Below are 26,737 nucleotides of genomic sequence, written 5' to 3'. Positions count from 1 at the left end.
AGTCGTGGTCAACCTGGCCATCGTCGCCATGATGACTTGTTAAAATCAAAGTGCCTTTCCATTATTGCTGAACATTTGCTGGGCTTTGGACCCACCTTGGCGCATGAGAAGCTCAGCAGCATGTTTGGTCTGAATATTCCTGTGGAAACGGTTCGTCGCTGGATGACTGCCAATGAGCTCTGGATTCCGCGATCCAAGCGCCTGAAGCGTCCATATCAGCCACGTTATAACCGGGATTGCTTCGGTGAACTGATCCAAATTGATGGCTCATATCATGACTGGTTTGAAGGTCGAGCTGCAAAATGCTGCTTGTTGGTTTATATCGATGATGCCACTGTTCTGTGAGGCGAAAACGACTTTCGACTATATGCTTTCAACCCGAGCCTATATTGAACAATACGGTAAGCTTCTGGCCTTTTATAGCGATAAACATTCGGTCTTCCGAGTGAACCAGAAATCGAGCCAGGACAGCAAAATCACGCAATTTGGACACATTCTGAATGAATTAAAGATCGATATTATCTTTGCCAACTCCCCTCAAGCCAAAGGCTGTGTAGAACGCGCCAATAGAACGCTTCAGGATCGCCTGATCAAAGAGATGCGTCTAGAAGGCATCAGTTCAATTGCAGATGCCAATAAGTGGCTGCCGTGCTTTATTGAGCAATTTAATCGTAAATTCGCCAAGATGGCCTTTAATCCCAAGGATCTGCACCGGACTATCACTGAAACAGCCGAAGAATTAGATGATATTTTTACCTGGCGTGAACCCCGCAGGGTCACGAACAGCTTGACGATTACTTATGATAAATGCGTATATATCTTGGAAAACAGTGAAGAAAATCAAAGATTGGTCGGCAAGTATCTTGAGTTCCTGGAATATCCGGATGGTGCTGTAGCCATTGAATATCAGGGAAGAAAAATCAATTACAGCATCTTCGATAAATTAAGTCAGCTCAATCAACGAGAGATTGTTGAGAATAAACGTTTGGGTTCTGTGCTGGCACATATTCAACAACAGCATGAACAACTGGAACACCAAAACAAACGCAATCGTTCTCAAAAGATGCCACGTAGACAAGCACAGAAAACAGCGATTGAACAACAGAATTTGAATCCTGTGCTTGACTTGGAAATGTCCATATAGGACATTTCTACTTGGGAATAACATATGAGGCTATATACTTATAGCCTACCCAAAAAAAGTAGTTCAATTTAATTATGAATTTCATACCCAATAAAAAAATAATAATTCTTTTATCAATTTTATCCTTGTCTGCATGTAGCCAGACATCTGATTTTGAGGATATTGAAGAATCAGCAAATCGTGGAGATGCCTTGTCACAAACTCTGCTAGGTGAAGCTTATGTCAATAGCAAAGGCGTTTCTCAGGATTATAAAAAAGCGTTTGAGTGGTATAGCAAGGCTGCCGAACAAGGAAATGCTGATGCTCAGAATAATCTTGGAGCACTATACGCCAGTGGTCAGGGGGTAGCTGAAGATGATAAGAAAGCGTTTGAATGGTATAGCAAAGCTGCCCAACGAGGAAATATTCAGGCTCAAAATAACCTTGGTGCAGCGTATGCTAATGGTGAAGGTGTAGCTCAAGATTATAAAAAGGCCTTTGAGTGGTACAGTAAATCTGCCGAGCAAGGAAATGCTGATGCTCAATATAGTCTAGGATTTATTTATGAAGATGGTAGTGGTGTCACTCAAGACTATAAAAAAGCCTTTGAGTGGTACAGTAAATCTGCCAAGCAAGGAAATGCTGATGCTCAATATAGTCTAGGTAGAATTTATGCCATTGGCCAAGGTATCACTCAAGACTATGAAAAAGCCTTTGAGTGGTACAGTAAATCTGCCGAGCAAGAAAATGCTGATGCTCAATTTACAGTGGGAATCATGTATCTTCGGGGTAATGGAACTACCCAAAATAATGAAAAAGCTGAAATATGGCTAAAAAAAGCTGCTGTTAATGGTCATCAAGACGCTGTATCCCTTTTTACAGATGACCAGTAATAAAACCCATAGATATCGAATAGATGCCAAGGACGTGAATTAATGTGTGTCATGGCGTACAAAATCCCCCCGAACTTATCCCAAAAGTTGTCCGCAGAAATTGGGGATAATTTAAGCCAGTGCTGTCTTGATAACGCAGAGAAAAATGAAAAAATGATTAAATATTGATCAAATTTATTGGCAAGAAGTATCAAAATTGCTTAAAAAGAAACCGACTTGTTTCCAAGTCGGTTTTTGTTGTTCTTCAGGGGGATGAATTTTTTAACTATATAAAAAAACAAGGAAATTTTAAAAAGCTGTTATTCCCCAATTAAAATGTCTATGCGATAAACCATTTAAAATGTCCTGTTTTTAACTACAAGAGTCAAGCACAGGATTTAAATTTCTTTGTCCAATGATGGCTTTCTGAGCTTTACGACTCGGCATACTTTTCTTGAGACGGGAACGTTTATTCTGTTTCTCCAAATCTTCATGTTGCTGCTGGATATGGGCTAGAACCGAGCCTAATCTTTTATTCTCAACAACTGCATTTTGCTGTAGTCCAGCCAGTTTATTGAAGGCGCTATAGTTGATCTTCCGTCCTTCATGCATGATCGCTACAGCACCATCCGGATATTCCAGGAACTCAAGATACTTGCCGACCAATCTTTGATTTTCTTCACTGTTTTCCAAGATATATACGCATTTATCATAAGTAATCGTCAAGCTGTTCGTGACCCTGCGGGGTTCACGCCAGGTAAAAATATCATGTAATTCTTCGGCTGTTTCAGTGATAGTCCGGTGCAGATCCTTGGGATTAAAGGCCATCTTGGCGAATTTACGATTAAATTGCTCAATAAAGCACGGCAGCCACTTATTGGCATCTGCAATTGAACTGATGCCTTCTAGACGCATCTCTTTGATCAGACGGTCCTGAAGCGTTCTATTGGCGCGTTCTACACGGCCTTTGGCTTGAGGGGAGTTAGCGAAAATGATATCGATATTGAAATTGCTCAGAACACGTCCAAACTGGGTAATCTTGGTGTCTTTTTAAAAAGAGAATACCTTCTTATATCTAAAAGTTTTCTTCGTATTTATGAATAATAAAAATTATTTACCTTTATTAGTCAAAATAAAACGTGAATATGGTACTAACCTTGCTTAATAAATAGGGATAGAGATAAACACTTAAATGAGCATTTGTATATTGTTTAAAGTATGTAATAAGACTCTAAGTCTAATTGCACTACTGCACAATTTGCTGCATTATCGAATAAAATAACAACAAGTGTTTATCAGTGAAGATCAAACATACCTCTACCAGATAGCCGGACGCCATCCAAGGTAAGGAACATAATGAACAGCTTAAATTATTATCAAACCATTTTTGATAAAGCGGGTGATGCTATTTTCGTGCATGATATCGGCAGTGTCGAATTCATGGACGTAAATGAAGCAGCTGAAAACCTCACCGGTTACAGTAAATCCGAATTAACAAAAATGAGTGTAGAAAAAATCAGCGCGCATAGCCATGGGTTTGATTTTTATCATGCATTAAAAAAGGTTCAACAGGCTGCTAGCCATGAAGCGATTACTTTTGAGTGGATCATCCAAGCTCAAGATCAACGACAAATTCCTGTTGAAGTTTGCCTAAAAACAGTTGAAATTGAAAATCAACCTAAGTTATTAGCACTTGTCCGCAATATTAGCGAAATCAAAAAGTATCAATATGCTCTACAGTCTAAAGATCAATATTTCAAGATGCTTCTGGAACACTCGGGAGATGGTATTGCTATCCTCGACTTGCAAGGTAAGTTGCTCTATGCCAGCCCTTCTCTACAACGTATTCTCGGTTACCGCGACCGTTTTGTACTCAACAAAAATATCTTGAATGTGATTCATCCTGATGACCGCATGAATGTACGCCAGTTACTTTTTAGAAAATCCTCTCACCAAGCTGCTGGTGTGATTCACTATAAAATCATGCATCATAATGGCAAATGGCGACATCATGAAGCCACCTATCGCAACCTGCTTGATCATCCTGAAATTCAGGGCATTCTCGTCAATTATCGAGATATTACCGAACGAATCGAAGCAGAAAAAATGGCTCGAGCAAGGGAAAAACAGCTGGGTCATATGTCACGCTGCAAAACCATGGGTGAGTTAGCTACCGCACTTGCACATGAATTGAATCAGCCACTTGCAGCTTTAAACAACTATGTTGGTGGTAGCATTATTCGGATTCAGAAAGGTTTGGCAAATACCACTGAAACACTCGACGCTATGAATGCAGCATTAGATCAGACCCAGCGGGTCAATAAAATCATTCACAGTATGCGTAGCTTTTTACGTAAGGGCGAAGCCAATTTTCAAGTTCACTCTCTAAATAAACTGATTCAGGATCTACATCCACTGATAGGCTTAAAAGCAGATCAAATTGGCTGTGTCATACATTATGAATTAAGCGTTTCACCTATTTATATTTCTGCCGACGAAACTTTATTTAGTCAGGTCATTATTAATTTGGTCTTTAATGCGGTCGATGCTTTACAACGTAACCCAGAAGGAAAGCGCGACATCTTTATCCGTACTTGGGAGCACAACCAACATGCCCGTATCGCAATTGCTGATAACGGCCCAGGATTACAGGGTCAAAATCCTGAACAATTATTCGAGTCATTTTATTCTAGCAAAAAAGACAGTATGGGTATTGGTCTGACGCTATCCCGCAGCATTATTGAAAATCATCATGGCTACTTATGGGTCTGTGAAGGTGAGTCTGGTGCCATTTTTAATATCTCTTTAGCAGCACAGGAGCGTGCAAAATGTATTTAACTAATTCTCATGTTCCCGAGCCCATTGTGTATGTAATAGATGATGATCAAGACATTTGTAATTCACTCACATGGTTGCTTGATTCAGTGCAACTCGAAACTAAAACATTCAATAGTGCTACTGAATTCCTGAATTTTCAGCGCCCGCAAACGCCTGCATGTTTAATCCTTGATATTCGTATGCGAGGGATGAGTGGCTTGCAACTACAACAACAATTGAATCAACAAAAAATCCGTATGCCAATCATTTTCATGACTGGTCACGGCGACATTCCAATGTCGGTCAATGCGATGAAAGCTGGGGCATTTGATTTTTTAGAAAAACCTTTTAATCCACAGCATATGCTTAATCAAATCCAAGCCTGTCTGCAACTTGCTGAACAAGACTTTATTGAAGAAGAAAAACGTCAAGAACAGATGATTAAATTGAAATCTTTATCACCAAGAGAAAGTGAGATTATCAATTTATTGGTCGATGGACTTTCGAGTAAACATATCGCACAAATGTTGAATATCAGCCATAAAACAGTAGAAATTCACCGCACGCATATTCGGCAGAAGTTAGGTACAGAATCCATTGCCCAAATTGTAAATATGGTATTGATGTGTCGAGATAAAACTATACAGGCGATGGGTTAACCTATCGCCTGTTTTTTGAAGATTAATAAAGGATTTAGAAGAAACGGTCGAAATGCACTTGTTGAAGTGGAATACCTGCCTGATACGCCATTTGTTCAATAGATTTTACCATTGGCGGTGGCCCAGCACAGTATATTTCATGTTGGATCAGTTGCTCACCTAAAACATCATGAATGATTTCATGAATAAAGCCTGATCGAATACCTTCGATCAATTCAGATGAAGTTGCTGGAACATAATTCAAGCGTGAACCTAATTCAGTCCAATCCCTTAACTGATCTTCTGTCAGTAGATCACGCTGTTCACGTCCACCATGAAAGAACCATACCTTATGATTTTGTAGTTGTGGATTAACTGCGACTCCACGGGCAATTGCCAACATCGGTGCTAGACCTGAACCACCAGCGACACAAACAATTGGTCGTGGCTGCTCTTGTAAATGTGCCAAACCATATGGGCCATCGATCTGAATCACGGCACTTTGTCGCTGTTGCTCATCAAATAGCAGATTGGTCATTTTGCCATCTACTACACGGCGAATCTGGAATACCCACATGCCTTCATCATTCGGCAAATTCGACATCGAATAAGCACGTAATAATTGCTGGTTTACTGAAAGCAAAGCATATTGACCTGGAATAAACTGCGCTGGTTTCTCTGACTGCAAATGGATTTCTAAAATATCGTGTGTAATCGGCTGTACATATTTGAGCTTGACGGCCTGTTGTTTTGGCAGAATTTTAGGCGTGCATTGTTCATCCAAACGGACTTTAATAACACAATCAGATTTAGGTCGGCATTGGCAAGCCAAAAAACGGCCTTTACGGCGATCACGATCGCTCAATCCAGGTGCTTCAGCCCATAGATTATCTACTTCACCAGATAGCACTTCTATTTTACAAGTGCCACAGCCACCAGCATTGCATTCATAAGGTAAACCAAGACCTTGACGAAGGCCACCGCGCAACAGCACATCGTCTGCTGCACAATGAAATTCCCCTTGCCCTTCAATTTGGATTTTGTACATCAGCATCACTCCACAAGATAAACCCGACCTTCGCGAACGATAGACTGATAAGTTTTCAATGGGATGGTGCAAGGTGCTCCACAAGGTTCACCGGTTTTAATATCAAAAGCACCAGCATGAAACGGACATTCCACTTCACAGCCATCAATTTCACCATCAGCCAATGAAGCATCACCGTGGGTACAGGTATCATCAGTGACATAGAATTCACCATCTTCTAGGTGGAACACCGCCAATGGCGGATATCCCTCAATAATCACCTGTAAACCTTCACCCTGTTCAATATCGGAAGTCAGGCAAAGAAATTTTTCTGCAATATTGGCCATTTTGATATTCATTTGCTTAACTCCTCAATCGGTGAATCTGTCGCTTCAGGCCCCAAAGTGTGATAACCGCCATCAGCATGAATCACACTGCCGGTCAGCAGTTTCGCTTTCGGGCTACATAATAGGCTTAAGGCTTCAGCCACTTCTTCAGCATCGGCAATACGGCCTAGCACATGGAAACGGCCTGCAACTCGATCAGTTTTAGGACGGTCATTACCTGAAATCATCTGCATCGGCACCGACCAGGTCCATCCGAGGGATAAAGCATGAACACGAATACCATCAGCAGCCAAATCCAATGCCATGCTTTTGGTCAGTTGTTCTAAGGTTGCTTTAGAGGCTGGATAAACCCAACGCTCTTTTTGGGCAATGCGGGCGCTAACACTGCTAATATTAATGACAGCCCCATCATTGCTGGCCTGCAGCAATGGTCTACATACCTGTACCAAAGCTGCATGACCAAACACGGTCACATTAAATGTATTTTGCCAATCGTTACGTGTAGATTGTGAGCCATGATCTTCATACAGACAGGCCAAATTCACTAAAATATCTAGTTGATTTAGTTTACTAGCTAAAGCTTGAATGCTGTCATCACTGGCAAGATCCAAATATTCATAACGACTTTGGGTTTCAGCTGCCACCTGCTTGCCTTGAGTTTCGTTAATGTCAGCAATAATGACGTCCGCCCCCAAACTTTTTAATTCTTTGACTACTGCCTGGCCAATGTGAGTTGCGCCCCCAGTGACCAGAACCACTTTATTATTCAGATTGGTCATGAAACCTCCTTGTATTGTGGCCATTCGGTAAATTGCCCTTTGCAGAACAGTAATGGGCGTTGATTGCTATGTCGGCACTGTTCAATTTTCCCCAAGAAAATCTGGTGATCACCTGCTTCAATCTGCTGTTCCCGGCGGCAGATAAACTGCACTACGCAACCTTCCAGTAGCGGTGCTTTAGTAGTTTCAAGATTCCAGCTCCCATGCTGGAATTTGTCTGGAATTGGCTTAGCAAAATTGAGTCCGATTTCTTGCTGATCGGCTCCCAGAATATTGATGGCAAAGTATTCTGAATTTTCAAAAACTTTACGGCTTGGTGAATGATTGACTAGACTCCAGAGCACCAGCGCAGGATCAAGAGATACCGAGCTAAAAGAATTAATCGTAAGACCAACAGGTTGTTGCTGTTCATCTAGACAAGTGACAATCGCGACACCAGTGGCAAAACCGCCGAAGGCCTGCCGAAGCGCTTTCGCTTCAGCTAGGTCAACGTCCTGCCACAAAACTTCAGGCAGCTGCATGTTGAAACTCCTCACGTGACAGATATTCTTTAGCCCCTTCTGCACCATCTACGGCTGGCCAGAAACCGCATGGGTTGTTGAAATGCCCCATAAAGTCATCCGCAATCGCTTGGTTCTGCGAGGCTGCAGCTAATACTTGTAATAAGCTCTCACTTGGTGGATTTAACAATAGATTCGTGAATTCAGTCGTATAGCGACCTGACTTTTCCCAGAATTGCTCGAATACTTCTGTCATCCAATCTGCACTAAAGTCTTCATCACCTCGTGCTAAAATCGCAGCTAAATAATGCTCCACCATACGGGTTGCATTGTTTGCGCCTTGTCCTGCGATTGGATCATTTACAATGACAGTGTCTCCAATCCCCCAAATTTTTGCACCGTTATCTAAGGTTGCAACAGGATCTCGAACTTCAGGGCGGAATGCACCTTTGAGCCATGCGTTTGGATCACTTAATTCCATATTATCGACCATACGGAAGCTTTGATCTGGTGTTACTTTGGCAACCGCTTCTTTCATGCGTTGGACCATTTCTTCGCCAGATGTCACATCATCGAAGATATCCATTGGACCATTCGGTACACATTCAAATAAGAAACTACGACATGGACCATGCGTGTGACTATAGAACGGCATACTGAAGTATTCGCCTGCACCTGCAACAAAATTAAAATGCAAAGTCTGAGATGGTTGACCTTGCCAACTGTTTGGACCGCATAAATCATCACCTACGACGAGTGCTGCAGCCAATTTGCGAGGAGGAGTGTGATGTACTGAGCGTGATTCGTTGCGTTTGAATAAACTGGTGATATTGCCCTTACCTGCTGCCAAAATCGTCAGATCATTTTCAACAGTGATTACTTCCAAATCTTCTGGACTGACATTTTGAATGATGAGCTTGCCACCACGGCGCGGATATTCCTCTAACCAACGGTGATATTTGGTTCGTTGGTCCATGGCAATACCGTCATTATCATGTAAAAAACCTGTCACAGGTAACATGATATCGCCGTTTGGTGCACGAAAATCGACATGCAATGCTTGACCACGATGCGCTTTCCCATCCCAAAAATTTAAGCCCAATCTGCGCTCTAACTCTAAAGTTCCTTCAAAAAACATTGTGGTACTGACCATACGACCATGTAACAACTCATCCGCAGGGCGATCTACATATAAAGTGACATCATATTTGTTTTCGAGTAGTGAGAACGCCAGTAATAAACCTGCTTGTCCACCACCGATAATTGCAATTTTTCTCATCTTAAATTCCCTTTAGGCCGTATTGATTCAGTGCCTATTTAACTGTGTTCGGATATGGTTGATTGAAGGTCAAATTCAATTCGACGCGTTCAAATTTCCATTCACCCTGCTCATTCCGACTTACTTCTGTTTTATAAAATCCACCTAAGCAACAGGTCGTTGCAGATTTAACTTGATCTGTTGCTGCTGTTGTTGATTCCTCGGCTAAATTACAGACTTCCCATAACATCCAAGTTGCCTTTGCATGGTCTTGATCTAGGAGCTGTATATCGGGCATGGCCATAATATGTAAGCTCCATAACACTTGAGCCTCTGCAATATTGGACAATGCCTCTAAAATATTTTGACGTCCTTGATACTCCCCAAAACCCTTAGCACACCAAACGGCATTTTGGTGAAATACATGCTGTAAAATGGCTGAATTGTTGCGCTGATCAGCCGCTGTTGCATAGCGACCGATCAGGCCACGAATCGCCTCGCAGGCCTCCAGATAATGCAAACGCTGTTCTAGATTGTGCTGGCTCATCCTGTATTCCTCTTAAACGTTGACCACGTCACCAGTTTCATAAATGAAACGGTTCTCCGCAAATGCATACGGTACGCCAACTGAACCCTTATAAAGCTCGATGTGTGGTGCAACTTCAGCAAAGCTGAGACTTAACCAATACAACTTATGAAGCTCTTCAGGTAAGGTCCCTAGGGCATATTGATCGAGTGCGGCAAGTAGCTTGCGCATTTCGGGCAAAATAGCATCGTAAAATGCTTGCAATTCTTCTTTGGTTGAGTTCAAACGCGCTTCATGGCGTTGCTTACCCGTTCCTAAAGCCCATTTCGCAACAAAAGGTTCTAAGCTTGCAAAGTCAGCTGGCAACTGTGAAATGATGTTTGACATGTGCATTCTCCTTATGCGCGATTTAAATATTGTTCAAGTACGTGGTAACCGTGACGAATCAAGATCTCTTCATCTTGAAGGTGCATCACTTTTTTTGCTTTAGATTCAAGGGCTGCTTGAGTGTCTTCCATGGTTGCGGTGTCTTCTAACCAAGCGTTACGTTGTAAGATTTGTGCAAATTCTTGTGCCCAACGCTCCGAATAAGTTTTCGCTTTAGGAATGTAATAACGACCTTCCCAACGTGTTTGATTGTGCCCAACTGGCCAGAATTGATGCGTAAACCACACCCCTTCAGTCACGTGCACCAAAATGTTTGGGAAAATGACAGACAGTTCGAAAGAGAAGTCATCACGGTCATTTGGATTGACTGTTTTTGGTAACTGAACACGTTCATAGTGATTGACTAAAGAGGCACCTGTAATCTCGCCCGACAATGCTGCAGCAGGTTTTGGATTGGCATTCTTGGTCAGACACACTGCACAGGTACGGTGATCACCAAACAACTGTACTTCCTGTAGGCCTGAAGCAAAGACATTCGGGAAAGAGCCAGCATGAATGGTTGTAACGTGATAGGCTTCAGCAAATGCGTCATGAGCGACTTTCCAGTTACAATTTAATAAGGTGTTATAGGCAAAGCACTCTTCCATTTCATGAAAAGGGTAACCCCCTAAATGTTTACCCATATCACCGAGGAATTCTTCAATAGATTGTGTTCCATCATTATCAAGATTAACAAAGATAAAACCTTCCCAAACTTGGGTACGAATAGGTGCAAGACCGTTATGACCTTTATCAAAACAAGAAGTGAATTTTTCTTCTTCAGGTACACTAACCAAATCACCTTTAGCATCGTAAACCCAGCCATGGAAACGGCAAGTCACGACTGCAGCTTTATTTGAACCAAAAGTTTCATTGCCAGTCTCCACCACAACTTTATTGCCACGGTGTGAACAAATATTATGAAATCCACGAATTTCACCATCTTTACCGTGCATTAAAATGACTGAGGTTTTAGCAAAATCTAAGCGTTTAACTTTGTAGTCGCCTTTCTTTGGTATTTCTTCTACACGCCCCACTTTCAACCAAACTTTTGAGAAAACTTTTTCAATTTCCTCTTGATAGATCTCTGGCGAAATACATGGTTCGGTTGGAATAGGCTCAATACCAAGTTCTGGATATAAATCGCCCCAACGGAGTTTTGCATTACTGTTCATATGACATTCCTGTTCAAGTTCTCGTTTCTAAGTTTTAAGTTCAGTAAATTTCATGCTTATTTACGAACAGCGTTTGAATCATCTGAATCAACCGCCGTTCACGTGATGAATTAAAGTTGGTAATGTTCGCGAACTAAGTTTGCGATCCCCAATTTTTCTAAAATTGGCATTGGGCATAAGAAGGTTGCACGTACCATTCCTGGTAAACGGCTGATTTCGATAGAGCCTGTGATGGTGCAACGGTTCATAACCTCATCCACACTTAAACCTGTGACTTTTGCCGCTCGATTTAAAGCATTGTCCGTTGCATCATTGAGGTTCTTACCTGTTCCCATAAATGTGATTGGACCACTTTCCTCAATCTCAGTTTGTCCCCAACGCGCACCTAAAGCTTTCACTTTTTCACGCTCTTCCTTGGTAAATGGACGTGCCATTGGTGGTAAGTCATCTGGTGCTTGAAGTAAAATTGGGCCGTCAATTGTTAAACCTTTAATCACTTCCACTTGTAATTCTGTTTCGCCTGAAACGTCCGTGGCATGTCCTGCAATTTCACCATTGCCTTGTTGCGCATGCATATCCCCCATGTAGACACCTGCACCTGGTACTTTCACAGGACAAATCAAAATACAGCCTGGACGAATCGAATTGGTATCCATGTGACCGTCTGTTTTGGCTGCTATAAGTTCTTCTTCAGTCATCCCGAATTTATGCGGTGCATCAATCAAATACTGACCAAAGTCGTGGCAGTTGTGAGAGTCTGGTAAGTCACGTGAAGGTGTCGTACCAATATTTCCGAGGAATGGACGCATATGCGCAGCAACCCCTGGCATATCAGCACGTGCAAGCGACAAGATTGAATGCTGTGCAGCATGTTCAGGTAATGCAGAAAGCTCATTGGCATTACCAGCTAACTTGTTGGCAATCTCTTGATTGACCGTCAAACTCACTTTATTTTCTTCGTCCAACACGATCACATAACCATGTGAAAAGCGAAAAGCACTGACTTCTGCACCACAGTTTTTACAGTGAATCGCGTCGTCGCCAATCCCTTCTACATAACTTGCAGGCTGTTCAGTACCACATGCCTCACAATATTTCGCAACAAACGGATCGCCTTTATAACGCCCCTCAACAAATTGCATCACACCAGATGAGGTCGCCGTAGAGGTCACATGCATGTGTTTTATCTTTAAAGCGACAGCATCGCCCACCTCTGCACCTTCAATAAAGACAGGCAGTGTTACTTCATGCCCACCTTGGAATGCAGGTGTAATCATGGGACCCCAGCATCCTGGAGGTGTACCAGTTTTAAGTGTCCCACCATTTTTTAAAGGTCCCAGCATACGTTGGCTTGGTCCCACAATACCGCCTGAAAACTCATTCACCACTAAATAATCGACAGCTCCAGCACTGCCTGCTGCATATTCTTGATTCTCAATTTTCATGGCCTTACCTCTATATGCTTGCTCTAATGTTTAGGTAACAATGTTTTAAAATGGGATGGTGATATCAATTGCGAACTTCTGACCTTCTGGTCGGTTTTCAACATCAAATTCTTTTTGATATTTCGCTGCGATTGCATACCCTTTAGGGAATTGATAGCGAACTTGCGGACCTATGCTGGCTGCTTTAGCTTTAAAGTCACCTAAAACAGCACCTTCACCTGAGTCACCTTCAATCTGACGATGTACATAACCACCAACACCAACCGCCAAAGGTCCCATGTGTTTCGCGACTAAGTAATCGACATGCAAAGCGTTGCCCGATTCATATTTGGTATCCTTATTCTCGAAATTGATGTCGTACATCCACTTTGTACTGACTTCGATACCTTGTTTATTTAAGTATGTGGTCGAGATAATTGGTTGAATGGTGTAATAGTTACGTCCAATATTCGCGAGTCTATTTTTGTTGTAAGAGCCAACTGGAATATAAAAGTCTATACCTGTCGCTACATGCCAATCTCCTTTATGCCAACCCAATAAGAATGGATCGATAATGAGATCACCCATTGCCATGTGATCATCTTGACGACCACCTAATGTAAGATCTGCATGGGCATATACAAGGAATGCATGCATACCCCATGTCGCGCCTAAAAATGTTTTGTCACTGACATAGACACCACGAGCAACTGTGGCAAAAGTATCAATTTTAAAATCCTCAAATACTGGATGATCATTTTTAAATTTATCTGCGTTGTAGTATTGGTTATAACTGACGAGATACATTCCAGGTGGTGGCATTGCTCCACCAAAAAAACTCTCTGTTCCATCAGGATAAGCACTTCCGCCATTTTCAGCGGCAAGCGCTAAACTTGCACTACTGAAAAGACATGTGGTCAATGCCACTGTTTTCAGATATTTTCTTACCATTTACAGCATTCCCCTAATTTCTAAAGTCTTTGTTTATCGGACTTTAAGCTCATGACTTAATCTAGACCTGAAACATGGCAGGGAAATATAAGGATGAATCTGTGCTTTTATCAGGCAAAAGCTAAGGAGTAATAGTCAAAATCGTGTAATGTGATAAGAAAAAAACTGACAGAATCTATAAGAATACTTATTTGTATAGGTAGATATACCTATGATCAGCAATGACTAACTGAACCACACCTGATTTTTTGAAAATTATTTCTCCCAATAAAATGTCCTGATATAACAAAAAAACTCCTATAAAGTTTTTAATAGACATCTTGCATAAATCAAAAAACAACCAACTCGGTGATTATATTTCGTACCGATCTATAAGCTGTATTCGGTTATCCTTGTTGCATGAACTACTCAAAAGGGCTTTGTTGCACAAACCTATCTGTAAAGGCTTTTTCAGCGATATAATTTTCAAATGAAGAAACCTACACACAAAATCTACCGCACAACCAATTGGCCCGCATATAACCGAGCACTCATGAGTCGCGGAAATATTGCCCTTTGGTTTGATCCTGCTACGCAATGGTATGCTCCATCAAAAGGCAAACAAGGGCGAAATCAAACCTACTCCGACGCAGCCATCCAATGCTGCTTAATAATTAAATCCTTATTTCGTCTGTCTTTACGTATGGTTACTGGCTTTGTGCAAAGTCTGATTAAACTTTGCGGATTAAATTGGATAGCTCCAGATTACACCACGCTTTGTAGAAGACAAAAGCATATTGATATTGTAATGAGCTACCAAAAAAGTAGCGATGGGCTGCATCTACTCATGGACTCTACAGGCATGAAGTTTCTAGGTGAGGGCGAATGGAAGCGCAAGAAACATGGACCTGAATATCGTCGCCAATGGCGTAAACTTCATATTGGTATAGATGCTAAAACCCTACAAATACGAGCTGTTCAGCTTACAACCAATAACGTGAGTGATTCGCAAGTACTTGGTGATTTACTGGATCAAATCTCGGTGGAAGAGCAGATTGATTCAGTCTATACAGACGGAGCTTATGACACCAAGCAATGTCGACAGGTCATTGCAGATCGGCAAGCACATGCAGTGATACCACCTAGAAAAAATGCGAAACCATGGAAAGATAAAAAAGTTCATTCGCTAGAGCGAAATGAAGTACTTCGCACTGTTAAACGTTTAGGCAGGACACTATGAAAAAATGGTCGGGCTACCATCAGCGAAGTCTGGTTGAAACCAAGATGCACTGCATCAAATTATTAGGCGATAAACTCAGTGCTCGAAATTTTGACAGCCAAGTCAACGAGATTCATGCACGTGTGGCCATCTTAAATAAGTTTGCGGAGCTCGGCCGGCCTCATACCCAAGTTGTCACTTAAATTTGAACAACTTATGAAAGCTCTATCTTTAAAATCTTTATGCAACAAAGCCGATGATTAATACAATTATTCTTTATTCATCTTAGCTTTCTAATTTTTTTTCTTAAAATTTTGTATACATACTCTACTCTCTCTTTTAATTCATTTTCATCTCGAATATATTGATTGTTTATTCGTTGCAGACTATATAGATACTCTCTTAAACCTATAATAGAATCAGATAATATAGGTAGTCTTGTCCTATCTATGTAATCACTTTGAATCCAATCTTTTTTTTCTAATGATGAATCAAAGCTTAATGCAAGTTTAACAAAGCTATCCCAATGATAGGAATCTGGGATATCCTCTGGACTAAGATCTTTAGTCTTTATCACCTTAATCATACTTTTTTCTTTCCTACTATTTCACTTGGTCGAATGTAACCTGGAATTAACCATTCATCTTCTGCAACCCATTTACCATCGATTAATAAATCTTTTTTATTATATTTGTTCTGCTTAGCACGCCCACATTCGACTTTTAACTCATATAGGCTTTGTTGCACAAACCTATCGTTAAGGGCTTATTCCACAATATAATTTCCAAATGAACAAGCCTGCACCTAAAATTTATCGTACCACCAATTGGTCTTCTTATAATCGAGCATTAATAAATCGAGGAAATATTTCAATTTGGTTTGACACGGCTTTGTTGCACAAAGATTTCATAACCATATGATTTTAAAGATTTTGATTATTTTTTGATCCAAAATTAAATTTATTTAAATCAGATGCTTACATATTTATGCAACAAAGCCGCTACAAAATATTTTAAAGTTTTCAGTTCCATTGAATCGCCCCATTAAATACTTTTTAAGTATATTAAAATACTATTTATAGCCTATTTTCGCAAAATAAATTCAAATATGGTATGTGATATCGAATAATGGATTATATAGCGATATGTTCAGATCAATAGAAACGTTGCTTATCGATATCCCAACCATACGCCCTCACAAAATGGCAGTAGCCACAATGCAGACCCAAACATTGGTGCTGATCAAAATTGAAACTCAGGACGGGTTGATTGGCTGGGGGGAAGCAACCACAATCGGTGGCTTAGGCTATGGTGAAGAAAGCCCAGAAAGTATCAAAACCAATATTGATACATATTTTAGCCCACTACTGAAGTCGCTGAATAAACAGAATATTGCACAAACCATGCAAGTTCTAAAAAAGAACATCAATGGCAACCGTTTTGCAAAATGTGCTATTCAGACAGCCCTGCTAGATATTCAGGCACAGCGTCTAGGTTTGTCTTTATCTGAACTACTCGGTGGCCGTTTACGTGATAACGTTCCAGTGCTTTGGGTACTGGCCTCTGGGGATACAGAAAAAGATATCGCAGAAGCACAGAAAATGCTGGCAGCGAAACGCCATAACTTCTTCAAGCTAAAAATTGGTTCTCGTGCGGTTGAAGCCGATGTTGAACATGTACTAGCGATCAAAAAAGCTCTCGGCGATGAAGTCTCTATTCGTGTTGATGTGAACCGTGCCTGGTCAGAACTGGATGCTATTAAAGGCATTACCTTGCTGCAAGACGGTGGTGTCGATCTGATCGAACAGCCATGTGCTATTGACAATATTGATGCCATGGAACGTCTGACTCGTCGCTTTGATATTGCCATCATGGCCGATGAATCACTGATGGGGCCAAGTAGTGCTTATAAACTGGCACGTACCAATGCAGCATCGGTATTTGCAGTCAAAGTGGCGCAATCGGGTGGTTTGCTTGAAGGCCGTGATGTAGCCACTGTGGCTAACCTTGCAGGGATCGACCTGTATGGCGGCACCATGCTAGAAGGTTGTGTAGGAACGATTGCTTCTGCTCACCTGTTCTCGACCTTTGAAAATCTGGCATTTGGTACCGAACTGTTTGGCCCATTACTGCTCACTGAAGAAATTCTGAAAACACCATTGCAATACCATGACTTTGCATTACACCTGCCTCAAGGCACAGGACTCGGCATTGAAATGGATGAAGACAAAATCGATAACCTTCGCCGCAAATAAGCGACACTGTAACGGATTAAGGAGTGGAATATGCTGTTTCATGTACGAATGGATGTAAATATTCCTCGTGACTTGCCTGAAGCACAAGTTAACGAAATTAAAGCTAATGAAAAAGTATACTCACAAGAGCTGCAACGCCAAGGCAAATGGCGTCATATTTGGCGAGTTACAGGTCAGTACTCGAATATCAGTATTTTTGATGTCGAAACTAATGAAGAGCTACATAACCTTTTACAAGGTTTGCCACTTTATCCGTTTATGAAGATTGAAGTCATGGCATTAAATCGTCATCCATCTTCAATTCGAGATGATGATACTTAATTTATTTCAAAATTTTGAGATCAATTTATAAACACGAAAAACAGTTAGCAAGAAGGACTAGGACAAGATTTTTTTCAAAAGTAAGAATTGTCCTAATTAACAAAAAATACTTAAGGAGTAAGTAGCATGAACCATCAAGAAATCGATGCTTTAGTTAAAAAAATGAACGTAGACACTGCAACTGGATCTGTAGATGCACGTGTACAGCAAGTTGTTGTTCGTTTGGTTTCAGATCTATTTAAAGCAATTGAAGATCTAGACTTATCTCAATCAGAAGTTTGGAAAGGTCTTGAATATTTTACAGATGCTGGCCAAGCCAATGAACTTGGACTTCTTGCTGCAGGTCTAGGCTTAGAACATTTCTTAGACCTTCGTGCGGATGAAGCTGATGCAAAAGCCGGTATTACTGGGGGTACACCACGTACAATTGAAGGTCCTCTATACGTTGCTGGGGCACCTGAATCTGTAGGCTTCGCACGTATGGACGATGGATCAGAACTAGATACAGTCGACACCTTATTTATTGAAGGTACCGTAACGGATGCTGAGGGAAATATTATTGAAGGCGCCAAAGTTGAAGTATGGCATGCCAACAGCTTAGGGAATTATTCCTTCTTTGATAAGTCTCAATCAGAGTTTAATCTCCGTCGTACAATTTTTACTGATCAAGATGGTAAATATGTCGCTCAAACGACTATGCCAGTCGGTTATGGTTGCCCTCCAGAAGGGACCACCCAATTTGTGTTGAATAAACTAGGTCGACACGGTAATCGCCCTTCTCATGTTCATTATTTCGTATCTGCACCTGGATATCGAAAATTAACAACTCAATTTAATATTGAAGGTGATGAATATCTTTGGGACGACTTTGCATTCGCTACACGTGATGGTCTGGTCGCAACTGCTGTTGACGTGACCGATGAAGCAGAAATTGCATGTCGCGGTGTAGATAAGCCATTTAAACATATTCAGTTCAATATTGAACTTGTAAAAGAAACTACTACTGCACCTACGACTGAAATTGAGCGTCGCCGCGTAAGCGCTTAATCATTCTCCAAGAATGGGTAGTCTCCACTATCCATTCTTCCCCCTACTCTAATTCAATTAAATCATTACTAATCACTAAGCCTCTTTCATAAATCAAAAAACGAACAGTCTCTTGCTGATTATTTGTACCGAAGAATTTTAAATATTCATGCATAATCTGCAGATGAAATATATCGATTCAAAGATGCTTTCTGAAACACAGTTTAAGCGATACACCGGCATATCATGGTCAACATTTGATTTAATGGTTGAACAACTGAAAATGCATGTTCCTGCTAAAGGTAGACCAACTAAATTGAGCATAGAAGATCAAATCCTTCTGTGCTTAAGTTATTGGCGCGAATACCGAACCTTGTTCCATGTTGCAACAAGTTATGGTGTGTCAGAGCCGACTGCTTCAAGAATTGTCCGTCATGTAGAGGACTGCCTGATCAAGTCCAATTTATTTAATTTACCGAAGCATTTGCCTGAGGGCGAAGGCATCGACTGGAACGTGGTGATTGTTGATGCCACAGAAATTCCAATACAAAGACCTAAAAAAACAGAAGAAAAGCTATAGTGGCAAAAAGAAGGCACATACTTTCAAAGTCCAGGCCATCATTCATTATAGAACTCAGCAAATTATGAGTTTATGCACTGATCGTGGTGCTGTACATGATTTCGAACTCTTCAAACGAAACTTACATCAGATTCCGGCAGGTGCCTTTATCCTTGCAGATAAAGGCTATCAAGGGATTTATGCAATGTATCCAAATAGCTTGTTGCCATTAAAAGCAAAAAAGCGCTGTAAATTGGATCCTGAACTAAAAATCTATAATCAAGAAATCAACAAAAGAAGAATTGGGGTTGAGCATGTATTTGGTAATTTAAAAACTTTCAAAATCCTTGCCGAGCGATATCGTAATCGAGGAAAAAGACTGGGCTTAATATTCAATTTAATTGCGGGAATCTATAATTTAGAGCTGAGCAAAAAATGAATTATGAAAGAAGTCTATACTTAATTATTAATAAATTTAAAGCGTCATGATGAAATGTCTTTGTAAAACTATCTCATCATGCTCTGGAAAATTAATTTTTATTTAATGATTTTTAAATAAGATTTAATATTTTTCAATGTTTTATAGGTTTAGTTACCTGCTTTCTCATAGGTATGTAGTGAATTCCCCATTGCTGAGTTAATTCACCTACAATCTCAAAGCCAAATTTTTTATAAATTTCTAAAGCATAGAAACTCGAATTTACCGTAATATGCTCAGGCTCATGCTGCATTATTTCGCTTTCTATAAACTCCCACATTTGACGTCCAAAACCTTGGCCATGATATTCAGGTTTCAAGAAAAAATGCATGAGATGTGCAGGATGCACATAAGCTACATTGCCAACGATTTCTTGATTTATTTCAGCAACAAAATAATGGATTAAATCACGCTCAAAAATATGTTTGAGCATGTGGGGCTTAAAGCGCTCACGACCTTCTTCACTGCAAATAACATCATCGACAAATGGTTCAATGACTGCCGCGATTCCATCAACATCCTCTACACAGGCTGGGCGTATGATCATTTTTAGCATGTTGTTCTCTTTATAAAAGTAATCCTTAAACTTCCTCCGTCAAAGAAAATAAACTTTCTTAAAAGAGTCATTTAATGAATTATCGCTTTTAGCTGTTATTTTTCAATACGTTTAAAAGTTACTTCAGCTAAATTTAAAATAGATGTTGTACATCCAATATGCAATTCTCATTCATATATTTTCATCACAATTTTAAAATATATGTGAGGTATAAACGCTGAATGAATTCAGAAACATAAAAAATCCTCCACGTTTGGAGGATTTTTTTACTTTATTTATTGAATAGCCATCAAATATTTAATACACATCACGGCGGTAACGACCTGCTTTACGCAGTGTATGCAATTGTTCAATGCCCAGTATCTCTTGCAAAGTGGCATCTACCGCTTTAGCCATATTCAAACTGCCGCAGATATAGAGACAAGCCCCTTGCTCTAGCCAATCAATCAATTCAGCTTTTTTACAACTAGGACATCTTGCACATACTTTTCAGCAAATCCATCACGAGAAAATACCCGATCGATTTCTGCAATTTTACCTTGGTTTTGTAATTCATGCAGTTCATCAGCAAAAATTGCATCGAAAGCTTGTTGACGCTCACCATAAATTAACCAGTTTTGATAGTGCTCTGTTGCGACACGTTGCTTAAGATGTGAAAGCAAACCCGCCATTCCTGAGCCATTGCCAATCATAATTGCCGACTTAACGCCCTCTGCTAAGTCAAAATTTGGATTCGCACGAATATAGGCATGAATACATTGTCCAAGTTTTAAATCTTGTGTTACTAAACCAGAACCTAAACCTAGTTCATCGCCATGCTGCTCTTGACGTACGACGAGCTCTAAATATTTTTAATTAAATAGAGTTTGATAATTTCACGCTTATACTAAACGACTGAATAAAGACTATAATAAAAATTAAAAATTCATTCGCCATTTGCGAAATCTTCGAGCAATCATGTCCAAAAATCTTGCAACGCTGATTGGATTCAGTGCAATCTTACAATGGTCTTCTATTGTTGGTTTACTTAAGAAAATTAGTTTCAGTATTGGCCCTGATCTTGCTGTGCTCTTTATGTATACCTTGAGCGCAATTATTCTATTGCTCTTATTTAAAATTCCAAACCTTAAACTGGTTCCGCGCCAATTTTTGATATACGCCACTATTCTATTTGTGATTTATGAGTTGTGTTTTTCGTATGCCATTGCTTTGGCTCAAACTGCTCAACAAGCGATTGAAATCAGTTTAGTCAATTATTTATGGCCAAGTCTGACAATTGCCGCGTTAATCTTATTTAAAGAATTAAAATTTAACTTTTTCGTAATCATTGGTTTAGCCATTTGTTTGGGTGGCATCATTTTGATCCAAACGGGTAATGGAAGTTTTAACTGGTCTACAGTCTTTACGAACATTCAGTCTAATCCATTAAGCTATTTTCTTGCTTTTATGGGAGCGAGTTTATGGTCACTCTACTGTGTGATTACACGTAAATACAGTCTTGGACATAACCCTATTTCATTCTTTTTCGTCGTGATCACGATTATGCTATGGCTAAAAATGTTGATATTTCACGGTATTCCGCGAATGCCTGCCGTAGACTTACATACCGGTATGTATATGTTGACCGTGTCCATCGTGACTGCATTGGGTTATGCAGCGTGGAATGTAGGTATTATAAAAGGCAATATTACGATATTGGTGACCTTATCGTATTTTAGTCCGATTTTTTCTTCATTAATTTCAATGTTTATTTTACAGACACCACTGAGTTTAAGTTTTTGGCATGGTGCCATTTTAGTGACATTCGGTTCGCTGGTATGTTGGATTTCAACCAGCTGGCCACAAATAAAAGCCAAATTAATGCAATTGCGTCATGAATAATATGGCGCAGTTAATTGCCTCTGATTATCTTAAACTGAATAACAAAACCGCGATTAGGCACAGCATGTGAAGTAACTGTGTTGGTGCAAAATATAGAAAATATTTCCATCCACCTGTGAGAAATGCATTCACACATTTTGAAATTGCATGGGCTGATAATCCAATCACCACAGCAGAAACCAGTGTCAAATTATCGATATTACCTTGCATCACAACGGTTGCCATAGCTGCATGGACTTCAAAGAGTGATGCTAATAATGTCCCTAAAATTAAGCCTTTATCACCTAAAGCGAGATTTAATCCATAAACAAGTGCTTGGATCAAAGTGAGCGTGATGGCAATGGTTGCCGCCTGTTTTAAGCTAAACATTCGACTATCGGTCTTTTCTAACTGTGCTGGTTCATTCGCCTCTACATGAAGCATTTCGGGTTCTGACTCTTTATTATGCTGAACTTGAGATGAGCCATAAATCAGATATAGCGCAGCAAGGACCAATATCAAGATGCCGACGATACTTGGTATAACTAATATTTTAAACCAAGCAAAACTCACCCCAAGGACAATGATCAAAAGTTGAACCAATGTCGCAACACATGAAAAAAGTCCTGCCCCTGCATTACTTTTGGCACTGGCTTTTCCTGCTCGTACTTCCATACCTAAGCTAGCGATCGTTGCGGTGCTCGACACAAAACCTGATGCCAAGGCCGATAAAATAATGGCTTTATCAGAGGATAATAGCCGCTTGGAAATGTGTGCTAATGACTGCACCACCAAGATCAATATCAGTAATTTTAAAATCACATAGGGATTTAATACTGAACCCCAATAGGCTTGATTCGGCGTTAAAGGTAAGGCAATTAGGATCAATGCCAGTAAAAATACACCATCTCTTAACTCATAGTCTTTGATCCAATGTGCTGCAAAATGATGTAAGCCTTTTTTTCCAACTAATATGAGGGTCAGCACGACAGCCAAACACGCAGCAAGTGGAATATTAAAAACACAAGCGGCACCGATCAAATAAGTCATGACAAAAGCAAGTTCTGTGGTTGTTCCAATATCTTGTTTTTGTTGGCTTAATCCATAATAGCTAAACATACTGACGACAATTGCACCGAGCACACCAACAGCTAAATGGATTAAAAAACACAGTGCTCCTAACAATGCACAAATGGTAAATGAGCGTAAACCGGCAAAGCTCTGTTCACTGTCTAAATTGTTGTTACGTTGACGCTCCAAACCGATGAGCAATCCACAGCCTAAAGCCGAAGCTAAAATCGTTAACAATGCTGGGAAGGATAATGTTTGTATGAGTATTTCCAAATTTAAGCCCTCCCATCAATACATTGTTTATTTTGGCAATATAAATAAAAAATAATTAAAATAAATTTAACGCTAAAATTAGAAAAATAAATATATAAATTGAACAACTTGAGCATTTTCAATCATGTTCAAAGTTTAATCATCTTTTAAATCATAAACAATTCCATGATAAATATCTTAGTAAACATTAATTTTTCCCATATTTTAATTAAAAATATATTCGAAAAACTGACTTAAATTCGGCCTCTATTTGCTTTCATGAATGTTTAAAGCACACATTAAGCCCAAATCACCATAATGGCCGCAATCACCACTAAGGCTAAACCCCAATGATCAGTTCTTGCGAGTTTTTCCTTAAAGAAAAAGGCAGAGATTAATAGACTAAATAATATTTCGATTTGACCTAGGGTTTTAACAATCGCAACCGTTTGCATGCTCATGGCAGTAAACCAGCCCAACGATGCTAGAAAGCTACAGACACTAACGCGAAAGGTCAGACCGACTCTCTCCCACATGGCAATGAGCGTTTTGCGGCTAAATAGACTGAGGTACAGCAGCATAATCACACATTGAAAGCCAATTACACTCAACAATACCCACGCCGCACGATGCAAAGTCGGTAAATCACTTAGCTCTAAACTGGCTTCACGAACCAATAAAGAGGTAATGGCAAAACTTAATCCACTCCCTACACCGATGCATAACGTAGGTAGAGATAATTTTTGTCGTTGAGAACCTTTGCTTAAAAGAAAAACGGCTATGCCACCAACCAAAACACCAATCCAACCAAATAAACTTAAATGTTCACTTAAGAAAATCACCCCCACTATGGCCGCAAAGATGGCTTCACTTTTCGCTAAACCAACACCAATGGCATAATTCTTTTGCTTAAAAAGCAAGACCATTAACATCGTCGCTAAAATTTGACTTAGTCCTGCAATCACCACATAGACCCAAAACATAGGTGTAAATGTGGTCACCTGAGTCACAGGCTGTTGTTGGTACAGCACAAATAAATAAATGCAGGCAAATGGGAGCCCAAAAATAAACCGAGCAAGGGTAACACCATACACATCAACAGTGGTACTGAGTTGTTTTTGAAATGCATTGCGCCATGACTGCATAAAAGCAGCCATTAAAGTGAATAAGATCCAAACTGGAAACATAAGAAAGGTGGTTTAACGGTGGATACCTCATCAATTTACGCTTTTATTGAATTGAATGCGACCCAACACGGCTAGATTATTCATTGAACTTGGTTATGGATTCGTTGAAAAAAATTTATTTAAAAACCTCATATTAAGCATATGGTATGTATCGAAAGGTAAGTTTTTATAAAAAAACGCAAAGGCATGTTACCTTTGCGTTTTGCTCCTTACCAACATTTAGTTAGTGACTTATATTAAGTTAGCTTTCTAGTAATACAGCACCAAATTGCTCACGTAGATCTTTTTTTAACATTTTCCCTGTTCCGCTCAAAGGAATAGCATCCACAAAAATCACTTTATCTGGCACCTGCCATTTAGCAACTTTATCTGCATAATAATCCAAAATTTCTGTATCAGATAAATCGACATCTGGCTTTTTAATTGCAATCAATACAGGACGCTCATCCCATTTTGGATGGGTTGCTGCAATCACTGCCGCCATTGCAATTTTAGGATGTCCCATAGCTAAATTTTCTAACTCAACGGAAGAAATCCATTCACCGCCCGATTTGATCAAATCTTTTGAACGGTCACTAATTTTTAAGAAACCATCTTCGTTCAGGGTTGCAATATCCCCGGTATCAAACCAACCATCTGAGGTTAATGCAGATTCTGTTTTGCCAAAGTAATTGCCAATAATCCAATGCCCTTGGATCTGTAAATTACCCGTCGTTTCGCCATCACGTGCAACTTCGTGTGTACCGTTTTCTTCATCGGTAATACGTAAATCGACCCCAAATGGTGGACGACCTTGTGACAATCGTACTTGTAATTGTTCTTCTTCAGATAATAACAAATGTTTGGCTTTAAATTGGTTTGAAGAACCTAATGGACTGGTTTCGGTCATTCCCCAAGCATGAATCGTTTCACAGTTAAATTGTTCTTTAAACACTTTTAACATCGCAGGAGGACAAGCAGATCCACCAACCACATTACGCACTAAACTTTCAAGCTGACTACCCGCTTGTTGCGCAGCATTAATCAAACCCTGCCAAATCGTTGGAACACCCAATGCAACGGATACTTTATAGTCATCAATCATTTGCGTCAGGCTTGCTCCATCTAAACCTGGGCCTGGCAGCACTAAAGTACATCCCACCATTGCCGCAGCATATGGCGTACCCCATGCGTTGACATGGAACATCGGCACAACGGGCATCATAATATCTCGCGCTGAGATATTTAATGAATCCGGCATACAAATCGCATAACTGTGTAAGACTGTTGAACGATGACTATACAACACGCCTTTCGGATTGCCTGTGGTACCCGAGGTATAACATAACGAACTAGCCGATAATTCATCTAATTCTGGCCATGTATAGTCTGCAGATTGCGCCGCGATGAGTTCATCATAAAATTTAACTTCTGGCACCGCTTCGACAATCGCTGCATCTGGTGCATCTAAACAAATAAAATGTTCAACAGATTTTAATAGTGGTTTTACTGCTTTGATTAAAGGCAAAAAGGTTTTATCAAATAACATGACGCGGTCTGCGGCATCATTGATGATAAAAATTAATTGTTCTGGAAATAAACGCGGATTAATGGTGTGACAAACATAGCCGCTACCTGAAATAGCGTACCAAGACTCTAAATGACGGTGGTTATTCCAAGCGATGGTCGCAACACGATCCCCTAAATTTAAACCGAGAGATGCAAGAACATTAGCAAATCGTTTTGAATTTTTATGGACATCACCCCAAGTGGTTTTCGTAATCGTCGTGTCTGTATTTTTTGAAATGACTAAACTATCCGCATGATAGCGACCCGCATGTTCAATCATGCTACTAATCAAAAGCGGTTTAAACATCATATTACCAAGCATTCTTTGCTCCCACATTCATCCATATTGAGTTGTTGTTTTTCCACACTGTCCTGCAGATTTTTTAAAACTTTGCACCATGTCAAAAGTGATTATTCTTCATCGACAAGGTTGAAAGCAGTAGATATGAAACGCATATCCAAAACTGATTCTTATGTTTTAACCTTAATTGATTTTAGAATCCACTGTTTTATTGCTCAAAATATGAATGCTTTAGTGGTATAAAATGCAAAAATTAAAGCTTT

General features: G+C 40.1%; 26 protein-coding genes and 4 pseudogenes. 12 read left to right on the top strand and 18 right to left on the bottom strand.

What is annotated here, in order from left to right; genetic code table 11:
• A pseudogene (locus tag FTV27_RS15115) lies at positions 1-1,144 on the top strand (ISNCY family transposase); the annotation flags it as partial.
• Positions 1,145-1,218: 74 nt separating this feature from the next.
• Positions 1,219-2,016 (top strand): tetratricopeptide repeat protein, encoded by a 798-nt coding sequence (locus tag FTV27_RS15110; RefSeq protein ID WP_180079186.1) that lies wholly within the window; start codon positions 1,219-1,221, stop codon positions 2,014-2,016.
• A 351-nt stretch (positions 2,017-2,367) separates the two neighbouring features.
• Here the strand turns inward: FTV27_RS15110 and FTV27_RS15105 are convergent.
• A pseudogene (locus tag FTV27_RS15105) lies at positions 2,368-3,045 on the bottom strand (ISNCY family transposase); the annotation flags it as partial.
• A 306-nt stretch (positions 3,046-3,351) separates the two neighbouring features.
• On the opposite strand from FTV27_RS15105, the gene FTV27_RS15100 reads away from it, so the two are divergent.
• Together FTV27_RS15100 and FTV27_RS15095 are read left to right on the top strand one after the other, a co-directional pair.
• The gene (locus FTV27_RS15100; protein WP_180079185.1) at positions 3,352-4,833 is read left to right on the top strand and encodes a PAS domain S-box protein; all 1,482 of its coding nucleotides are present in this window, start codon (positions 3,352-3,354) and stop codon (positions 4,831-4,833) included.
• Positions 4,824-5,471, top strand: a complete 648-nt coding sequence (locus FTV27_RS15095; RefSeq protein WP_180079184.1) for a response regulator transcription factor — start codon at positions 4,824-4,826, stop codon at positions 5,469-5,471. Before FTV27_RS15100 ends, FTV27_RS15095 begins: the two co-directional genes overlap by 10 nt.
• Before the next feature lie 34 nt (positions 5,472-5,505).
• Here the strand turns inward: FTV27_RS15095 and FTV27_RS15090 are convergent, their stop codons facing one another.
• The 10 genes from FTV27_RS15090 to FTV27_RS15045 all read right to left on the bottom strand — a co-directional run bounded on the left by FTV27_RS15090 (position 5,506) and on the right by FTV27_RS15045 (position 13,863).
• Positions 5,506-6,498 (bottom strand): 2Fe-2S iron-sulfur cluster binding domain-containing protein, encoded by a 993-nt coding sequence (locus tag FTV27_RS15090; RefSeq protein ID WP_218949579.1) that lies wholly within the window; start codon positions 6,496-6,498, stop codon positions 5,506-5,508.
• Between the two features lie 5 nt (positions 6,499-6,503).
• A complete protein-coding gene (locus tag FTV27_RS15085; protein WP_180079182.1) occupies positions 6,504-6,836 on the bottom strand; it encodes a non-heme iron oxygenase ferredoxin subunit in 333 nt (110 codons plus the stop codon).
• Positions 6,833-7,603, bottom strand: coding sequence for an SDR family oxidoreductase (locus FTV27_RS15080; RefSeq protein ID WP_180079181.1), 771 nt, complete (start codon positions 7,601-7,603; stop codon positions 6,833-6,835). Before FTV27_RS15080 ends, FTV27_RS15085 begins: the two co-directional genes overlap by 4 nt.
• The gene (locus FTV27_RS15075) at positions 7,600-8,139 is read right to left on the bottom strand and encodes a flavin reductase family protein (RefSeq protein WP_373687161.1); all 540 of its coding nucleotides are present in this window, start codon (positions 8,137-8,139) and stop codon (positions 7,600-7,602) included. Before FTV27_RS15075 ends, FTV27_RS15080 begins: the two co-directional genes overlap by 4 nt.
• Positions 8,111-9,382: a styrene monooxygenase/indole monooxygenase family protein gene (locus FTV27_RS15070; RefSeq protein ID WP_180024900.1), complete on the bottom strand. Its 1,272-nt coding sequence runs from the start codon at positions 9,380-9,382 to the stop codon at positions 8,111-8,113. The genes FTV27_RS15075 and FTV27_RS15070 overlap by 29 nt, the downstream gene beginning before the upstream one ends.
• Before the next feature lie 34 nt (positions 9,383-9,416).
• A complete protein-coding gene (locus FTV27_RS15065; protein WP_180024901.1) occupies positions 9,417-9,908 on the bottom strand; it encodes a nuclear transport factor 2 family protein in 492 nt (163 codons plus the stop codon).
• A 12-nt stretch (positions 9,909-9,920) separates the two neighbouring features.
• The gene (locus FTV27_RS15060) at positions 9,921-10,274 is read right to left on the bottom strand and encodes a hypothetical protein (RefSeq protein WP_179998700.1); all 354 of its coding nucleotides are present in this window, start codon (positions 10,272-10,274) and stop codon (positions 9,921-9,923) included.
• Between the two features lie 11 nt (positions 10,275-10,285).
• Positions 10,286-11,488, bottom strand: a complete 1,203-nt coding sequence (locus FTV27_RS15055; protein ID WP_180079180.1) for an aromatic ring-hydroxylating dioxygenase subunit alpha — start codon at positions 11,486-11,488, stop codon at positions 10,286-10,288.
• Between the two features lie 110 nt (positions 11,489-11,598).
• Entirely contained in the window at positions 11,599-12,933 is a 1,335-nt protein-coding gene (locus FTV27_RS15050; protein WP_180079179.1) for an acetamidase/formamidase family protein, read from the bottom strand.
• 45 nt (positions 12,934-12,978) lie between these two features.
• Positions 12,979-13,863 (bottom strand): transporter, encoded by an 885-nt coding sequence (locus tag FTV27_RS15045; protein ID WP_180079178.1) that lies wholly within the window; start codon positions 13,861-13,863, stop codon positions 12,979-12,981.
• Positions 13,864-14,332: 469 nt separating this feature from the next.
• On the opposite strand from FTV27_RS15045, the pseudogene FTV27_RS15040 reads away from it, so the two are divergent.
• Positions 14,333-15,264: pseudogene (locus FTV27_RS15040) on the top strand (IS5 family transposase).
• A gap of 77 nt (positions 15,265-15,341) precedes the next feature.
• Here the strand turns inward: FTV27_RS15040 and FTV27_RS15035 are convergent.
• Together FTV27_RS15035 and FTV27_RS15030 are read right to left on the bottom strand one after the other, a co-directional pair.
• Positions 15,342-15,647 (bottom strand): hypothetical protein, encoded by a 306-nt coding sequence (locus tag FTV27_RS15035; protein WP_218949578.1) that lies wholly within the window; start codon positions 15,645-15,647, stop codon positions 15,342-15,344.
• A complete protein-coding gene (locus FTV27_RS15030; protein ID WP_180079177.1) occupies positions 15,644-15,808 on the bottom strand; it encodes a hypothetical protein in 165 nt (54 codons plus the stop codon). Before FTV27_RS15030 ends, FTV27_RS15035 begins: the two co-directional genes overlap by 4 nt.
• 41 nt (positions 15,809-15,849) lie before the next feature.
• Here FTV27_RS15030 and FTV27_RS15025 point away from each other — a divergent pair.
• The 6 genes and pseudogenes from FTV27_RS15025 to FTV27_RS15000 all read left to right on the top strand — a co-directional run.
• Positions 15,850-15,945: pseudogene (locus FTV27_RS15025) on the top strand (IS5/IS1182 family transposase); the annotation flags it as partial.
• Positions 15,946-16,205: 260 nt separating this feature from the next.
• The gene (locus FTV27_RS15020) at positions 16,206-17,315 is read left to right on the top strand and encodes a muconate/chloromuconate family cycloisomerase (RefSeq protein ID WP_180079176.1); all 1,110 of its coding nucleotides are present in this window, start codon (positions 16,206-16,208) and stop codon (positions 17,313-17,315) included.
• Between the two features lie 30 nt (positions 17,316-17,345).
• Positions 17,346-17,636 (top strand): muconolactone Delta-isomerase, encoded by a 291-nt coding sequence (gene catC / locus FTV27_RS15015; RefSeq protein ID WP_180079175.1) that lies wholly within the window; start codon positions 17,346-17,348, stop codon positions 17,634-17,636.
• Positions 17,637-17,762: 126 nt separating this feature from the next.
• Positions 17,763-18,683, top strand: coding sequence for a catechol 1,2-dioxygenase (gene catA / locus FTV27_RS15010; protein WP_180079174.1), 921 nt, complete (start codon positions 17,763-17,765; stop codon positions 18,681-18,683).
• A gap of 184 nt (positions 18,684-18,867) precedes the next feature.
• Complete coding sequence (locus FTV27_RS15005; RefSeq protein ID WP_180079173.1) at positions 18,868-19,242, top strand: transposase family protein; 375 nt, start codon at positions 18,868-18,870, stop codon at positions 19,240-19,242.
• Entirely contained in the window at positions 19,190-19,660 is a 471-nt protein-coding gene (locus tag FTV27_RS15000; RefSeq protein ID WP_180079172.1) for a transposase family protein, read from the top strand. The genes FTV27_RS15005 and FTV27_RS15000 overlap by 53 nt, the downstream gene beginning before the upstream one ends.
• 133 nt (positions 19,661-19,793) lie before the next feature.
• Here the strand turns inward: FTV27_RS15000 and FTV27_RS14995 are convergent, their stop codons facing one another.
• Positions 19,794-20,246, bottom strand: coding sequence for a GNAT family N-acetyltransferase (locus FTV27_RS14995; RefSeq protein ID WP_180079190.1), 453 nt, complete (start codon positions 20,244-20,246; stop codon positions 19,794-19,796).
• Between the two features lie 455 nt (positions 20,247-20,701).
• The gene (locus FTV27_RS14990; protein WP_180079171.1) at positions 20,702-20,947 is read right to left on the bottom strand and encodes a hypothetical protein; all 246 of its coding nucleotides are present in this window, start codon (positions 20,945-20,947) and stop codon (positions 20,702-20,704) included.
• 265 nt (positions 20,948-21,212) lie between these two features.
• On the opposite strand from FTV27_RS14990, the gene yddG reads away from it, so the two are divergent.
• On the top strand, positions 21,213-22,136 hold the full coding sequence (yddG, locus tag FTV27_RS14985; protein WP_180079170.1) for an aromatic amino acid DMT transporter YddG: 924 nt from the start codon (positions 21,213-21,215) through the stop codon (positions 22,134-22,136).
• A gap of 24 nt (positions 22,137-22,160) precedes the next feature.
• On the opposite strand, the gene FTV27_RS14980 is transcribed toward yddG, so the two are convergent.
• The 3 genes from FTV27_RS14980 to FTV27_RS14970 form a co-directional block, all read right to left on the bottom strand.
• Positions 22,161-23,459, bottom strand: coding sequence for an MgtC/SapB family protein (locus tag FTV27_RS14980; RefSeq protein ID WP_180079169.1), 1,299 nt, complete (start codon positions 23,457-23,459; stop codon positions 22,161-22,163).
• A gap of 278 nt (positions 23,460-23,737) precedes the next feature.
• Complete coding sequence (locus FTV27_RS14975) at positions 23,738-24,625, bottom strand: DMT family transporter (RefSeq protein ID WP_180079168.1); 888 nt, start codon at positions 24,623-24,625, stop codon at positions 23,738-23,740.
• Positions 24,626-24,866: 241 nt separating this feature from the next.
• Positions 24,867-26,495: a long-chain-fatty-acid--CoA ligase gene (locus FTV27_RS14970; RefSeq protein WP_180079167.1), complete on the bottom strand. Its 1,629-nt coding sequence runs from the start codon at positions 26,493-26,495 to the stop codon at positions 24,867-24,869.
• Positions 26,496-26,737 lie beyond the last annotated feature (242 nt).

Origin of the sequence: Acinetobacter sp. YH12251 (assembly GCF_013417465.1) — a bacterium.
In the GTDB taxonomy this organism is placed as follows: Bacteria; Pseudomonadota; Gammaproteobacteria; order Pseudomonadales; family Moraxellaceae; genus Acinetobacter; species Acinetobacter amyesii.
The sequence above is the reverse complement of the archived record's forward strand: the minus strand, read 5'-3'. Positions and strand labels throughout refer to the sequence as shown.